Source organism: Streptomyces xylophagus (genome assembly GCF_000716435.1).
GTDB classification, from domain to species: domain Bacteria; phylum Actinomycetota; class Actinomycetes; order Streptomycetales; family Streptomycetaceae; genus Streptomyces; species Streptomyces xylophagus.
Genome location: NZ_JNWO01000040.1, coordinates 1 through 15,327, shown reverse-complemented (window position 1 = coordinate 15,327; position 15,327 = coordinate 1). Strand labels below are relative to the sequence as shown.

Sequence of the window (15,327 nt, the reverse complement as noted above, 5' to 3'; positions counted from 1 at the left end):
CACGCCCGCTGACACCCCCGCCGACCCGCCACGCGCGTCCGTTCTTCCGGTCAGGGCCTTCGTCTGCCCGTATGCCCTTCACGGAAGACAAGGACCGCAGGCCATGGCCCGCCCCACCCACGTTTCCCGCGCGCTCTCGCAGAACTTCCTCGCCGACCGCGCCACCGCCGAATACGTCGCTCGTCTCGCCGTCCCGCGAGGACGACAGATCCCCCTCCTCCTCGAAGTAGGCGCGGGAAAAGGCGCGTTGACCGCGAAACTCGCGCCCCACTGCGCCGAACTCCACGCCCATGAGATCGACCCCCGCCTCGTACCGAAGCTCCGCACCCGCTTCGCAGCAACACCCCAAGTGCAGGTCGTCGCCGGGGACTTCATGGACACCCGACCCCCACGCACCCCGTTCTCCGTCGCCGGGAACGTCCCCTTCTCCCGCACCGCAGACATCGTCGACTGGTGCCTGCGCGCTCCCACCCTCACCGACGCCACCCTCCTCACCCAGCTCGAGTACGCCCGCAAACGCACCGGGGACTACGGGAGTTGGACCCTGCTGACGGTGCGCACCTGGCCGCGCCACGAGTGGCGGCTGGTGGGGCGGGTCGACCGGCGCCGGTTCAGTCCCGTGCCGCGTGTCGACGCCGGGATCGTAAGGATCGAACGGCGCCGAACCCCACTCCTGGAACCCGCTCAACTGCGTGGCTGGCGGCACCTGGTCGAACTGGGCTTCTCCGGGGTGGGCGGCTCGCTGCACGCCTCGCTGCGCCGGGCACACCCGAGGCGGCGCGTGGACACCGCGTTCCGTGCGGCACGCCTCGACCCACGCGTCCTTGTCGGCGAGGTGTCCCCGGACCACTGGCTACGGCTGCACAAGGAGCTGACGTCGTAGAAGGAGTCGTAGAACAGTAGTGGGAGTCGTAGAACAGTCGTAGGACATGGGTGAGGGCCTGTTGGTTCCCCCGGGATACCAACAGGCCCTCGTTCAGGGGGCGTTACACCCGCACGGGCTCACCCTCGCCCGCCACCGTGGACGTGATCTCCTCCGGTGACTCGTCGTGGGTGAGGTCGGGGAGGCGGTGGAGCCACTTCGGGAAGTACCAGTTGCGTTCGCCGAGCAGTGCCATCACCGCGGGGAGCAGGACGCCCCGGATGACCGTCGCGTCGATGAGGACGGCGGCGGCGAGGCCGACGCCCATCTGCTTCATGGACTGCATGGACAGCGTGCCGAAGATCGCGAAGACGGCGACCATGATGACGGCGGCGCTGGTGACGACGCCGGCCGTGGTGACCACGCCGTGCCGGATCGCGTCCTGTGTCGTACGGCCGCGCAGCCGGGCCTCGCGGATACGGGAGACGACGAACACGTGGTAGTCCATCGACAGGCCGAACAGGATCACGAAGAGGAACAGCGGCAGCCAGGTCACGATGGCACCGACGCCCTCCGCGCCCACCAGTGAGGCGCCCCAGCCGTGTTGGAAGACGGCGACGAGGATGCCGTAAGCCGCGCCCACGGACAGCAAGTTGAGGGCTATCGATGTGATCGCGACCGTGAGTGAGCGGAACGAGAGCAGCATCAGCAGGAAGGCGAAGACCACGACGAACGCGAAGACCGGGACGACCGATCCGAGGAGCTGGTCGTTGAAGTCCTTCGAACCGGCGACCTGTCCGGTGATCGGTGCCTGGACCCCGTCGACCTTGCCGAGCGTGGCGGGCCGCACCTCGTCGCGCAGTTTCTCCAGGCTCTTCGCGGCCTTGTCCTGGTCGGAGCCGCCGACGAGCGGGACGTCGACGAAGGCGACGTTCTGCGCGTCGTGCAGCTTGATGTCGACCGGACCGCGCGAGGCACCGGAACTGACCGCCTGCGCCTTGAAGTCGGCCAACGCCCGCTTGACCTCGGGTGAGTTGATGTCCTTCGCCTTGACGACCACCTCGGCCGGTTCGGAGCCGCCGGGGAAGGCGTCGTTGACGCGGTTGTAAGTGCCCACGATCGGCAGGGAGTTGCCGAACTCCTGGTCCAGAGTGAGGTTCTGCGTCTTCATGCCGACCGCGGGGGCGGCGATCGCGAGGAGCACGCCCGCCGCGACGAGGACCGAGACGAGCGGCTTGGCGAGCACGCCCTTCAGGACGGCGGTCCAGAAGCGGCTCTCGCCATTGCCCCGGCGGCTGCGCCGACGCAGGAACGGGATGCGGCCCTTCTCGACCCGCTCGCCCAACAGCGAGAGCAGCGCGGGCAGTACGGTCACGGAGCCGACCATGGCGACCGCGACGACCATCAGCGAGGCCAGGCCCATCGCCTCGAACTCGGCGAGCCCGGTGAACAGCATGCCCGCCATCGCCACGCACACCGTGACGCCGGAGACGATGATCGCGCGGCCACTGGTCGCGGCGGCGATCCGCAGTGCGGCCCCGGCGTCGCGGCCGGCCTCGCGCTCCTCACGTTCGCGGCGCAGATAGAACAGGCAGTAGTCGACGCCGACGGCCAACCCCACAAGCAGCATGACCGAGTTGGCGGTGTCGCTCATCGGCTGGATGTGGCTGACGATGCCCATCAGGCCCATCGTGGCGATGATCGCGGTCATGGCCAGAGCTACCGGCAGCAGCGCCGCCACCAACGCGCCGAAGGCGATCAGCAGAATGCCGAAGGCGACGGGTAGGGCGGAGTACTCGGCCCTCTTGAAGTCGTTGCCGAACGCGTCCTTGTACTGCTTCGCCATGCTGGCGCCGCCGATCTCCTCGATCCGCAGCGAGCCATGGTCCTTCTGCACCCCGGCGACGGCCTTCAGTACCGGCTCCACCCGGTCACCGGCGGTGTCCGCGTCGCCCCGCATGTCGAACTGGACGAGCGCGCTCCGGCCGTCCTTCGAGATCGTCTTCGTGTCGTACGGCGAGGTGACGTCGGTGACCTTGCCGGTCCCCTCGACGGCCTTGACGACGGCGGAGACCGCGGTGCGGAACTCGCTGTCCGTGGAGGTGAGTGACGCGTCCTTCGACTGGATCAGGATGGTCTCACTGGCCGGTTCCTTGATCCCGGCGTCGTCGATGATCGTGGCGGCGGTGTGCGTCTCGCCCCTCAGCTGGTCGCTCTCGTCGACGTCCACGCGGCCCGCCGCCGAACCGATTCCCATCGCCAGAACCACGAACAGCACCCAGATGCCGACCGCGGCCCACCGATGCCGGGCGCTCCAGCCGCCGGCTCGGGCGGCGAGGCCCCGCACCCGCGAATCTCCGTTCCCCATGACGGGCTTGCCCCCTTGTGCACGGTGACAGCCCCCTGCCGCCACCTCATGGTTCGAAGGTATGCGCGGGATAAGAACGTCTCCTCGTGCTGACCGGTGAAGTACCGGGCGCGCGGCTCCTCCGCACGGACCCCGGGCCCTCACCACTGGGGAGGACGGCGGCCCCTTACATCTATCCGGGCGGCTCGGGGGTGGTGATCAGGGTGTCCGATGCGTCGGCCGGGGTCCGCTTTGTTATTACGAAACCTTGTTGAACATGTCACAGGTGCTGGTAGGTGTGCCTGTAGGTGTTGATCCCGGCGCATCTCATCGGACAGAGTTTCCGCGCATCCGCACACCACGGAAGGCGGCCGTCGTGCCCACCCCCATGGGGCACGAAGGCCGCTTTATGGTGTGCGGATGACGACGACGTATGCGGCACTCCTGCGCGGGATCAACGTGGGCGGCAACAAGAAGCTCCCGATGGCCGAGCTGCGCACGCTCCTGGAAGGCCTCGGACACGGCGACGTCCGCACCTATCTGCAGAGCGGACAGGCCGTGTTCGTGAGCGGCCACGGGGACGAGGAGTCCCTCGCGACGGAACTCGCGCGGGCGATCGAGACGCGGTTCGGTTTCACGGTCGACGTCGTCGTCCGCGACCACGCCTACCTGAAGGCGATCGCCGAGAACTGCCCTTTCCCGGCCGCCGAGTTGGAGGCCAAGCAGCTCCACGTGACGTACTACTCGGTGCCGGTCGCGGAGGACCGCTTCGCGGAGATCGACCAAGTCGCGTACCTCCCCGAGGAGTTCCGCCTCGGCGACCGCGCCCTGTACCTCTACGCCCCCGACGGCCTCGGTCGCTCCAAGCTGGCCGTGGAACTGTCCCGGCCGCGGTTGAACAAGGGGCTGATCACCACGACCCGCAACTGGAACACGGTCCTCAAACTCGTGGAGTTGACGGGTAGTTGAGCTCGGTTCCGGCGAGGCGCCCGTGATCGGCCCCGTGGAGAGTTCACGAGATTGTCAATGGCTGCTACACGCGGCTGTGCGAGGCTCCTGGGTATGCGCTACATCATCATCGGAGCAGGAGCGGTCGGCGGGGCCATCGGTGGTCGGCTGGCCGGGGCGGGGTGCGAGGTCGTACTGGTCGCACGGGGTGCGCAGCGGGCGGCGCTGGCCGAGCACGGGCTGCGGCTCAAGGTGCCGGACGGCGAGTCGACGTATCGGCTGCCGGTGGTCGAAGAGCCCGCCGAACTGGGGGAGTTGAGGCCCGACGACGTGCTCGTGCTGGCCGTCAAGACGCAGGACAGCGAGGCCGCGCTGGCGGTCTGGGGGCCGGCGCCGGTGATCGGTGGCGGGACGGCCGCCGAGCGGTTGCCGATCGTCTGCGCGCAGAACGGAGTGGAGAGCCAGCGCCTGGCGCTGCGCCGGTTCCGTCGGGTCTACGGCGTCTGCGTCTGGCTGCCCGCGACCTTCGTGGAACCGGGTGTCGTCGCCGCCGAGGGCGCTCCGCTCACCGGCATCCTGCACCTCGGTCGCTATCCGCACGGCACGGACGAGACCGCCGAGCTGATCGCCGCCGACCTGGAGAAGTCGAGGTTCGAGGCGCCGGTCGCGCCCGACGTGACGCGCTGGCAGTACGCCAAGCTGCTCGGCAACCTCGTCAACGCGATCGAGGCGGTCGCCGAGATGCACGGCACCGAGGAGCACCTGGCGTTCTACCGGCGCGTACGGGCCGAGGGCGCGGCCGTGCTGGACGCTGCCGGTATCGCGTACGCGAGCGCCGAGGAGGAGAAGGAGGCGCGCGGCGACAAGATCCGGCTCGTGGAGATCGACGGCGCCCCGCGCGGCGGCGGCTCGTCCTGGCAGTCGCTGAACCGGGGCACCGGCACCATCGAGGCCGACTACCTCAACGGCGAGATCGTCCTGCTGGGGCGGCTGCACGGCGTACCGACACCGCTCAACGACCTGCTGCAACGGCTCGCGAACGGCTTCGCGCGCGAGCGCAGGGCGGCCGGTTCGCTGCCGTTCGACGAGCTGGTCCGGCTCGCCGACGAGGCTGTCGCGTTTGTTCAAGAGTCCTGACGGCGCGCTCCCTAGCGTGGGGTGCATGAGCAACCACGACCTGCACCCGTACATGATCGAATGCGCCGCCGAGGCGGCCCGTGTCGCACGTGGTGTCACGCCGGCCCAGCTGGACGACCCGACGCACTGTCCCGACTGGGACGTGCGCACGATGGTCAACCACTGGGTCCTCTACACCTCGCACGGCCTGGAGCACCGGGCCCTGCGCAAGCAGCTCTCCGAGGAACTGACCGCCCGCGACTTCACCGCCGACCCGGACTGGGCTCAGGCGTACGCCGCCCAGCTGGACCGGGCCGTCGCCGCCTGGGCCGACCCGGCGGTGTGGGAGGGCGAGGTCGACCTCGGCATGGCGAAGATGCCGGCCGACGAAATCGCCTCGATGATCATCAAGGAACTGGCGGTGCACGGCTGGGACGTCGCCACGGCCACCGGCCAGCAGTACCGCGTCTCGGACGGCGCCGCCCGCCTGATCCTCGACGTGGTCGAGAAGCACGGCGAGCTCTATCGCCAGTACGACGGCTTCGCCGACCCGGTGCCCGTACCGGACGACGCCCCCGTGTTCGACCGTGCCCTCGCGTCCAGCGGGCGGGACCCGCGGCAGCAGGCCAAGGGTAAAGTGGACCAGTAAGATACTGACCAATTGGGTCGATTGTTCAGCCCAATCGGCGGCTAGCGTTCTCTGTATGAGCCACGACATGAGCCACGGAGACCCGGTCCGCGTCGATTTCTACTTCGACCCCGCCTGCCCTTTCGCCTGGATCACCTCCCGCTGGCTGCTGGAGGTCGAGCGCGAGCGCCCGCTCGACCTCCGCTTCCACGCGATGAGCCTCTACCTCCACAACATCGGCAACGAACTCCCCGACTGGTACCGGGAGTTGGTCGACAAGTCGATCGGCCCCGTCCGTGTCGCCGTGGCCGCCGCCGAACAGCGGGGCGACAAGGTCCTCCGGGACCTGTACACGGCCTTCGGCACCCGCATCCACGAGCGGCGCTACGACGACTTCGACGCCGTGATCACCGAATCCCTCGCCGCACTCGACCTCCCCGCCGAACTGGCCGACGCCGCCCACGATCCGTCGTACGACGACGCCGTGCGCCGCAGCCATGAGGCGGGCGTCGAGGAGGAGTCGGGCGGATACGTGGGGACGCCCACCCTGCATGTCGACGGGACGGTGTGGTTCGGTCCCGTGCTGCGGGCCATTCCGCGCGGTGCGAAGGCGGCCGAACTCTTCGACAGTTTCCGGGTGTTGGCCACGCATCCCGACCTGTTCGAGCTGAAGCGGACCCGTACCGGGGGACTGTCCTTCGAGTGAACCGGGGCCAGTTGAAGTCGCGCAGTGACATAAACGCGGCGCGAGGCGCAGTACAGAGAGCGACCCCCGCGACAAGGCTCACGCCGGCGGGGGCCGTGCTGCGGACGGGCCGTCCGGGGTCCGACATCACAGGGGAGTGCCGGACTTCGGGCGGCGCTTCCCCATCGGGAGCCGCGTCGGTCACACGCCGGGATGTTCGACGCGCCGCCCCCGCCCCGACAGCCGTCCCGCGAGGCGCCCGAGCGCGCCAGGGCGGTTCCACGCGCGGAACGCGTCCAGTTTGCCGCGGCCCGCGCGGTCCAGCGCCGCCTCGACTTCCCCCTGCTCCGCGACGGACAGTGCCCGCACGGCCGGTCGCAGCACCTTGGCCAGCAGTGCCGTACGCGTCTCGTCCCAGCCCGGATGCGTCCCCGGGAACGCGCTCCAGTCGCAGAACCGGTCGGCGACATACGCCGGTCTGGTCCGCAGGCGCTCGCCCACCCGCTCCGAGCGGCTCTCCCGCTCGTACGCCGCGAGCAGGCGCGGCTCGCCCGAACGGGCCAGCGCGTACAGCTCGTTCGCCGGTGCCGACCCTTCCAGGAGCCGCCACGCCAGGGCCTGGAAGGCGCGCTCGGCGACCGTGTCCGGCACCGGATCGGCGGCGGCACCGGTCGTCACGTCCAGCACCCGGCCGACCCACTCCTCGCCCTCGCTCCCGCTGCCGAGCGCCCCGGTGAACTCCAGAAGGAGCAGGGCGGTACGGCGACTTGGGCCCAGTTCGGTGCTGAAGCAGCGGAGCAGGTCCGTGGCGAGCGCCGGTATGTCACGGTCGTCCGGGGGCGCGGCGAGTGCCGTCTCGATCAGCAACTCCCGGGTGCCGGCGGCACGGTGGGAGTCGGAACCCAGCTCCTTCAGCAGCAGGCTCGCCTCCTGGCCGGTCGGCAGCTCGCCGGCGGGCCAGGTGAGGCGGAGGGCCGTGCGCAGCACGGTCGGATCGGCATGCGGCGAGACCCCGGCCGTGCGGAGCAGCGTGTGGAACCGGTCGAGCCGGTCGTCGTCCGATCCGGCGGGCGCGACACACATCCGCAGATGCGGGAAACCGGACTGCTGGAGGTCGAGTGGGAGTCCCGAGCCCTTCAACACCCTTGCCACAGAAGCGGGTTCGGCCGCGGCGAGCGTGTTGAGCGACCCGAACAGGGCGACCCGCAGACCGGGGTGGGTGTGCACCGCGTCGAGGAGGGCCGGTGGGCAGCCGTCGGCGGGAGGTTCGGGTTCGGTCGACAGCTCCGTGTCGTCGCCCGACGGAGACGCAGCCGAGGCGTTGACCAACTCCCGCCCCAACCGCTCGGCCAGCTCCGGCAGTTGGTCCTGGCAGTCGACGTCCAGGAGGTCGGCGGCGCGGAGCAGTGCGAGGGGGCGTCCGGCGGCCGGCTCGGCCGCGTCCGCGATACCGGCCCGCAGGGAGGGCGCGAGATCCCGGGCCAGCTCGTCGTGCGCCCGCGCGGTGAGGGACCCGGCGCGCAGCACGGGCACCGGTCCATGGGAGAGGACCGCCGACGCCAGGACGCGAGCGGCGAGCGGCGCCGACACCGCGGCCGTCACCCGTCCGTCCAACCGGTTCAACAGCGCGGCCAGCGCGATCTGTTCGGCCTCGCCGGGCAGGGTCGCCGAGCGGGAGCCCAGGTGCGGTACCGGGCCGCCGCACAACCCGGCGACCAACGCCGTCAGTGTGTCGTCCGGCAGCGTGTCCGCCTGCTCGGCCGCCCAACTCGCCGCCGCCGCACGGGCGTCCGTCCGCAGGTCGATGCCCGCGACGAGGGCGGCCACCGCCAACGGGCCCAGATCGTCAGGGTCGTTGTGGAACAGGTCGGGGCGGCCCGCACACCAGACGCGGCCGCACACCTCGGCCCAGGTGTCCTTGACCGCCCCGGACGGCCGCCGTCCCGCGCAGTTGTGCACGCGGTAGCGCCCGTCGTCGGCGACGGACTCCGAGGACGGCAGCGCGCCGATCAGCCGCTGGCGGGCCTGCCGGGGGTCGCGGGTGTACGTCGTGAAGGTGAGCCGGTGCGCCTGTTCGCGCGGCAGGACCGTGCAGGCGAGCGCGATCCACCGGGCCACGTCGGCGCTGTCGTGCTCCACCACCACGAGCTGCCCGGCACCCGGGTCCGCGGCCACCGCCCGCAGATCGGCGAAGAACGGGGCGAGCCACTCGGCCCGAGATGCCGCGAACGCGATCAGCATCTCCTTGCGCAGCAGGCCGGACGGTTCGACGCGGTCGACCGGCGCTGTCCTGCCGTCCGGGGGAGTCGAGTCCGCCCAACGCGGCGACTCCCACGTGGAGATGGGCAGCACACCGTCCGGCAGCCGGGTCCCGGCCGGCAGCAGGACGGCATGTGCGTGGAAGGAGACCGGGCCCCCGGCCCAGTCGGTTCCGGTGCACACGCAACGGCTCAACAGCCGCCAACCGTCGGCGAGTTCGCTGAAGCTGAAGACCGCGGGGAACCTCTTGAGCTGCTCGGCGTCGGGCTGTTGCGGGCTGTCGGGCGGGGGCTCGTACCCGAGGAGCCGCTCGGCCTCCCGCAGCACTCCCGGCGGCACCTCCGCGCCGACCGCCGTGAACCGGGGGCCGGAATCCTCGGAGCCGGACAGCCCCGAGGAGTAGTGCAGCTGGGCCGGCGCAGGCCCTTCACGATGCGTGAACTCCCGACCCGCCACGTGTACTTGCTCCCCACTAGCCCTCAGAGGGACCATCCCAGCAGATCCGGGAGCCGGGGGAGACCCCTTTCCGGGAAACCGGGCAGGTGGGAACCGTGAAGGCGCGACCGGTGAACGCGCTACCCCCGAACGCGCTACGCGCCGACGGCCGTGAGCGCCGGAGCCAGAACCGCCGCGTCGTAGCGCTCCAGCAGCACCCGCGCCACCTCCGGCGCCGGACCCAGCACCTCGGCCAGCACATCCGCCTCCGCCGCGCCCCGCGCGATCCGGTCGGGGAGGAAGCCGGGGGCCAGGACGTACGGCGCGACAGCCACCCGTTCGCAGCCCAGGGACCGCAGTTCACGGACCGCGTCCTCGGTGCGGGGCAGGGCCGCCGAGGCGAACGCGGGCCGCACCGCGCACCAACCCGTGTGCCACCACTCCCGCGCGATGCCGTCGATCACCGCGATCGCCTCCGGGTCGGTGGACCCCGCCGAGGCCAGCACGACCCCGGTCGACGACTTGTCGGCAGGCGTCAACCCGGCCTCGTAGAGCCGTCGTTCGAGGGCACGCAACAGCAGCGGCGACGGTCCCAGTACCTCCGCCTGCCTGATCCGCAGCTGCGGCGGCGCGTCCCGCAGGACCGCGGGGATGTCCGCCTTCGCGTGGAACGCGCGGGTCAGGAGCAGAGGGAGGGCCACGACGTCACGTACGCCCTCCGCCGCCAGTGACTCCAACACGCCCTGCACGGAAGGGATGTTGAAGTCCAGGAAGCCGATCTCCACGCGCAGCCCGGGCCGCCGCGACCGTACCCGCCGCACGAGGGCGTGGACGGTCGCGGCGTGCCGCGGATCGCGGCTGCCGTGGGCGATGACGAGGAGAACAGGCTTCCTGTACATGGGATCAGCTCAGCTCTTCACCAGCAGACCGCGGCTGCGCAGCACCCACCGCTCCAGCGGGCTGAAGATCAGCAGGTCGATGGCGATACCGACGAACAGGATCAGGACGATGGCCTCGAAGACCATCGCCATGTCGCTGTTGGTACGGCCGTTCTCCAGCAGTTGGCCGAGACCCACGCCCAAGTCCGGGAACTGGGCGATGATTTCGGCCGCCATCAGCGAGCGCCACGAGAACGCCCAGCCCTGCTTCAGACCCGCCACATAGCCGGGGAGGGCCGCCGGCAGCGTGACGTGCCAGATGCCCTTGACGCCGGTCGCGCCCATCGTGCGGCCCGCCCGCAGGAACAGCGGCGGCACCTGGTCGACGCCGGACACCAGGCCGTTGGCGATGGAGGGGACCGCGCCGAGCAGGATGACCGCGTACATCATCGAGTTGTTCAGGCCCAGCCAGATCACGGCCGGCGGCACCCACGCCACCGACGGCAGCGACTGGAGGCCGGACAGGATCGGGCCGATCGCCGCGCGGACGAACTTCACCCGCGCCACCAGCAGACCCAGCGGGGTGCCGATGAGCAGCGCGAAGAAGAAGCCGAGCAGACCGCGCGAGACGCTGGTCCAGATGTAGCCGAGCAGATCGCCCGCCAGCCAGGCGTTCTTGAACTCGGTCCCCACGGCGCCCGGCGAGGGCAGCTTGCTCGGGTCGTCGACGATCGGGGTCAGGATCAACCACACGACCATGACCACCGCGAGCGCGACGATCGGCGGGAAGATCTTGTTGACGAAGGTCTGCCGGAAGGTCGGACGGCCGGTGACCGTGGTCTCCAGGGCGTCGAGGCCGGCCTCGACGCTCCCGCCGTCCTTGACCGTCGTCGTCTCAGTGCTGGCCATGACGGCGGATCTCCCCACGCAGTACATCGGTGATCTCAAGGGACAGTTCGGCGACCGGCGCGTCCTCGATGCGGCGCGGCTGCGGGATGTCGACCGTCCACTCGCGGGCTATCCGGCCGGGCCGGGAGGACAGCAGGATCACCCGCTGGGCGAGCCGTACCGCCTCCCGCACGTTGTGCGTGACGAACAGGACGGAGAGCCCCGTCTCGCCCCAGATACGGGTCAGTTCGTCGTGCAGGACGTCCCGCGTGATGGCGTCCAGGGCCGCGAACGGCTCGTCCATCAGCAGGATGCGGCTCTCCTGGGCGAGCGCGCGGGCCATGGCCACGCGCTGCCGCATACCGCCGGACAGCTCGTGCACCCGCTTGCCGTACGCGCCCGGCAGCCGGACCAGTTCGAGCAGCTCCTCGGTCCTGCCGCGCCGTTCGTCCTTCGGAACTCCCCTGAGTTTCAGGGCGAGTTCGATGTTCTTGCCCGCGGTCAGCCACGGGAACAGGGCGTGCTCCTGGAACATCAGAGCCGGGCGGCCGTCCGTCGTGATGGACCCGGTGGTGGGCCTGTCGAGGCCCGCCACCAGGTTCAGCAGGGTGGACTTGCCGCAGCCCGAGGCCCCCAGGAGGGTGACGAACTCGCCGGGCGCGACATCGATGGTGATGTCGTCCAGGACGAGCTGCTGCCCACCCGGCGTCGCGAAGGACTTCGAGACATGCTCAAGGCGCGCCGCGTGCTCCACCGACTCGGTGGTCTCTTTGGCGAGGGTCGTGGCCATGGTCGTCACCTCCTGGGAAGTCATCGGGATCCCTCGATCAGCTCGTGCCGAGACCGGCGGCGTCGACCGTGCTCTCACCGTCGGCCTTGAGGACCTTGTTGAGGAGCGTGAGGTCGTAGATGCCGTTCAGGTCGGGCTTCTCCAGCAGACCGGCCTTCACCGCGTGCGCCGCCTCGGTGTTGAGGGTCGAGGCCAGCGGGTCGTTGGTGAAGGTGATCGAACCCCACGCCGGGTCAAGGACGTTCGCCTTCAGCGCCTTGCCCGAGTCGGCCGCCAGCTGCTTGTTGGCCGCGGCCTTCGCCGCCGTCGGGTTGGCGTTGATCCACTTGTTGGACGCGACCGAACCCTTCAGCACGGCCTCGACGACCTTCGGGTGCGCCTTGAGGAACTTCTGCGACACGATGATGTTCGTGATCACGAACTTCTTGTCGGGCCACAGCGAAGCCTCGTCGAGCAGCACCTTGCCGCCCTCGGCGACCAGCTTCGACGCGGTCGGCTCCGGCACCCAGGCCCCGTCGATCGAACCGGCCTTGAAGGCGTCCGGGGTGATCTTGTTGTCGGTGCGGACGACGGTGACGTCACCCTTGCCGCTCTGCGCGTCGACCTTCCAGCCCTGGTCGGCGATCCAGTTGAGGAACGCCACGTCCTGCGTGTTGCCCAGCTGAGGCGTCGCGATCTTCTTGCCCTTGACGTCCGCGAGGGACTTGATCTTCTTCGGGTTCACGACGAGCTTCACACCGCCGGACGCCGAACCGCCGATGATCTTCAGGCTCTTGCCGTCGGACTTGGTGTAGCCGTTGATCGCCGGGGAAGGGCCGATCCAACCGATGTCGATGGAGCCCGAGTTGAGCGCCTCGATCTCGGACGGGCCGGCGTTGAAGGTCGCGTACTCGGCCTTGGTGGCGCCCAGTTCCTTCTGGAAGAGGCCCTGTTCACGGCCGACCAGCGCGGTCGCGTGGGTCAGGTTGCCGAAGTAGCCGATCTTCACGGACGCGAGACCGTCGATCTTCGAGGACCCGGCGGCGACCTTCTCCTTGGAGTTGGTGCTCTTGGAGTCCGACCCGTAACCGCAGGCGGCGAGGGTGAGCAGGGGGAGCGCGGCGACCACGGCTATGCCGCGGCGCAGAAATGTCGAGCGGTTGGCAGGCACGGGAGGTGTTCCTCTCGTTGGCCCGGCGGTCACGGTCTCAGTTCGTGGCCGGGAGGTCGGCAGGTCTTCGTCTTCGTCGTGTCCGGGACGGCGGGTGGGGGGACTGGGCGCGCGAGCGGTGCGCGTACGTCAGCCCGCACATCGCGCCACTCCGCCCTGCCCGCTGCCGAGGGCGCCGCTGCCGACGCGGCCGCCCTCCTTCGCGAACGTGGAGTAGAAGTCGATGGACGTCATGTCAGAAGTCCCAACCGTCGTCGTCGGACGCGTCCTTGACCGGCTCCGGCGCCGCGAACGACTCGCCGACCATGCCGGCGGTCAGCGTGGTGCCGTCCGCCGGGTCGATCAGGATGAACGAGCCCGTACGGCGCGAGTCCGCGTACGAGTCCACCGGCAGCGGCTCCGCGGTGCGGATCTTCACCCGGCCGATGTCGTTGGCGACGAGCTGTCCCGGATGCGGGTGCAGGGACAGGTCGTCGAGCGTGAGACGGGACGGGATGTCCTTGACGATCGCCTTCACCGTGCGGGTGCCGTGCTTGAGGAGCACACGGTGGCCCACGGTCAGCGGCGCGTCGGCGACATGGCAGACGGTCGCCTCGATGTCCTGCGTGGTCGCCGGGGCGTCCTTGCTGGGCACGATGAGGTCGCCGCGCGAGATGTCGATGTCGTCCTCAAGGAGGACGGTCACCGACTGCGTGGTCCACGCGGTCCGGACCGGCTTGCCGAGCAGGTCGATGGCGGAGATCCTCGTGGCGCGCCCGGACGGCAGCACCGTCACGGCCTCACCGACGCGGAAGGTACCGGCCGCGATCTGGCCCGCGTACCCCCGGTAGTCCGGCAGATCGGCGCTCTGCGGCCGGATCACGTACTGCACGGGCAGCCGCGCGTGGCAGTGGCTCAGGTCGTGGGCGACCGGCACCGACTCCAGGTGCTCCAGGAAGGTCGGCCCGCCGTACCAGTCCATGTGCGCGGACGGCTCCACCACGTTGTCCCCGGCCAGCGCCGAGATCGGGATCGCGGTGATCTCCGGGACGCCCAGCTCGCTCGCGTACGCCGTGAACTCCTCGGCGATCGCCGCGAAGACGGACTCCTTGTACTCGACGAGGTCCATCTTGTTGACCGCGAGCACCACGTGCGGGACACGCAGCAGCGCGGCGATCGCCGCGTGGCGCCGGGTCTGTTCGACGACACCGTTGCGCGCGTCGACCAGGATCACCGTCAGCTCGGCCGTGGAGGCACCCGTCACCATGTTGCGGGTGTACTGCACGTGACCGGGCGTGTCGGCAAGGATGAACCGGCGCCGGGGCGTGGCGAAGTAGCGGTACGCCACGTCGATGGTGATGCCCTGCTCGCGCTCGGCGCGCAGGCCGTCGGTGAGCAGCGCGAGGTCGGGCCCGTCCTGGCCGCGGTCGGCCGACACCCGCTGCACGGCTTCGAGTTGGTCGGTGAGGACCGACTTGGAGTCGTGCAACAGCCGCCCTAGAAGTACCCCTCGCGCTTGCGGTCTTCCATCGCGGCCTCGGACATCTTGTCGTCGGCACGCGTGGCGCCCCGCTCGGTCAGCCGGGAGGCGGCGATCTCTGTGATGACCTGTTCCAGGGTCACCGCGTCGGAGTCGACGGCACCGGTGCACGACATGTCACCGACGGTCCGGTACCGGACGAGCCGCTTCTCGACGGTCTCCGCCGCCTTGGGCCCGCCCCACTCACCGGCGGTCAGCCACATGCCGTCCCGCGCGAACACCTCACGCTCGTGCGCGAAGTAGATCTCGGGCAGCTCGATGCCCTCACGGGCGATGTACTGCCAGACGTCCAGCTCGGTCCAGTTGGACAGCGGGAACACACGGACGTGCTCGCCGGCTGCGTGCCGCCCGTTGTAGAGGTTCCACAGCTCGGGCCGCTGGCGGCGCGGGTCCCACTGCGAGAACTCGTCCCGCAACGAGAACACCCGCTCCTTGGCGCGGGCCTTCTCCTCGTCCCTGCGTCCGCCGCCGAAGACCGCGTCGAACTTCTCGCTCTGGATCTTCTCGGTGAGCGGGAGGGTCTGGAGGGGGTTGCGGGTGCCGTCGGGGCGTTCGCGCAGCACACCGCGGTCGATGTAGTCCTGTACGGAGGCCACATGGAGGCGCAGCCCATGTGCGGTCACCACACGGTCCCGGTACTCAAGGACCTCGGGGAAGTTGTGTCCGGTGTCCACATGCAGCAGCGAGAACGGCACCGGCGCGGGCGCGAACGCCTTCAGCGCGAGGTGCAGCATGACGATGGAGTCCTTGCCGCCGGAGAAGAGAATCACCGGCCGCTCGAACTCACCCGCCACCTCACGGAAGATGTGCACCGCCTCGGAC

Annotated in this window: 12 protein-coding genes and 1 pseudogene; 5 read left to right on the top strand and 8 right to left on the bottom strand. The window is 70.0% G+C overall.

Annotation, left to right across the window (positions count from 1 at the left end; all coding sequences use genetic code 11):
* Positions 1 to 103: 103 nt before the first annotated feature.
* The gene (erm(O), locus tag OO70_RS46575) at positions 104 to 883 is read left to right on the top strand and encodes a 23S rRNA (adenine(2058)-N(6))-methyltransferase Erm(O) (protein ID WP_043686462.1); all 780 of its coding nucleotides are present in this window, start codon (positions 104 to 106) and stop codon (positions 881 to 883) included.
* A 103-nt stretch (positions 884 to 986) separates the two neighbouring features.
* Here erm(O) and OO70_RS46570 read toward each other — a convergent pair whose 3' ends face one another.
* Positions 987 to 3,230 carry an MMPL family transporter gene (locus OO70_RS46570; RefSeq protein ID WP_043686459.1) on the bottom strand — a complete coding sequence of 748 codons (2,244 nt, stop codon included), beginning with the start codon at positions 3,228 to 3,230 and terminating at the stop codon, positions 987 to 989.
* 399 nt (positions 3,231 to 3,629) lie between these two features.
* On the opposite strand from OO70_RS46570, the gene OO70_RS46565 reads away from it, so the two are divergent.
* The 4 genes from OO70_RS46565 (at position 3,630) to OO70_RS46550 (ending at position 6,607) form a co-directional block, all read left to right on the top strand.
* Positions 3,630 to 4,178 (top strand): DUF1697 domain-containing protein, encoded by a 549-nt coding sequence (locus tag OO70_RS46565; RefSeq protein ID WP_043686456.1) that lies wholly within the window; start codon positions 3,630 to 3,632, stop codon positions 4,176 to 4,178.
* A gap of 93 nt (positions 4,179 to 4,271) precedes the next feature.
* Positions 4,272 to 5,294, top strand: coding sequence for a ketopantoate reductase family protein (locus tag OO70_RS46560; protein WP_043686454.1), 1,023 nt, complete (start codon positions 4,272 to 4,274; stop codon positions 5,292 to 5,294).
* Between the two features lie 25 nt (positions 5,295 to 5,319).
* Entirely contained in the window at positions 5,320 to 5,922 is a 603-nt protein-coding gene (locus OO70_RS46555; protein ID WP_043686451.1) for a TIGR03086 family metal-binding protein, read from the top strand.
* Positions 5,923 to 5,977: 55 nt separating this feature from the next.
* Entirely contained in the window at positions 5,978 to 6,607 is a 630-nt protein-coding gene (locus OO70_RS46550) for a mycothiol-dependent nitroreductase Rv2466c family protein (protein WP_043686448.1), read from the top strand.
* 180 nt (positions 6,608 to 6,787) lie between these two features.
* On the opposite strand, the gene OO70_RS46545 is transcribed toward OO70_RS46550, so the two are convergent.
* From OO70_RS46545 to cysD, 7 genes and pseudogenes are all read right to left on the bottom strand, one after another.
* Positions 6,788 to 9,301, bottom strand: a complete 2,514-nt coding sequence (locus OO70_RS46545; protein WP_051742302.1) for a GTPase-associated protein 1-related protein — start codon at positions 9,299 to 9,301, stop codon at positions 6,788 to 6,790.
* Positions 9,302 to 9,435: 134 nt separating this feature from the next.
* Positions 9,436 to 10,179 (bottom strand): sirohydrochlorin chelatase, encoded by a 744-nt coding sequence (locus OO70_RS46540; protein WP_043686445.1) that lies wholly within the window; start codon positions 10,177 to 10,179, stop codon positions 9,436 to 9,438.
* A gap of 9 nt (positions 10,180 to 10,188) precedes the next feature.
* Positions 10,189 to 11,067, bottom strand: coding sequence for an ABC transporter permease (locus OO70_RS46535; protein WP_043686443.1), 879 nt, complete (start codon positions 11,065 to 11,067; stop codon positions 10,189 to 10,191).
* On the bottom strand, positions 11,054 to 11,860 hold the full coding sequence (locus OO70_RS46530) for an ABC transporter ATP-binding protein (RefSeq protein ID WP_043686440.1): 807 nt from the start codon (positions 11,858 to 11,860) through the stop codon (positions 11,054 to 11,056). The genes OO70_RS46535 and OO70_RS46530 overlap by 14 nt, the downstream gene beginning before the upstream one ends.
* A 13-nt stretch (positions 11,861 to 11,873) precedes the next feature.
* Positions 11,874 to 12,986, bottom strand: a complete 1,113-nt coding sequence (locus OO70_RS46525; RefSeq protein ID WP_043686437.1) for an ABC transporter substrate-binding protein — start codon at positions 12,984 to 12,986, stop codon at positions 11,874 to 11,876.
* A 235-nt stretch (positions 12,987 to 13,221) separates the two neighbouring features.
* A pseudogene (locus OO70_RS46515) lies at positions 13,222 to 14,478 on the bottom strand (sulfate adenylyltransferase subunit 1); the annotation flags it as partial.
* Positions 14,463 to 15,327, bottom strand: an 865-nt coding sequence (cysD, locus tag OO70_RS46510) for a sulfate adenylyltransferase subunit CysD (RefSeq protein WP_043686432.1), incomplete at its 5' end; no start/stop codon positions are given. The pseudogene OO70_RS46515 and the gene cysD, both read right to left, overlap by 16 nt.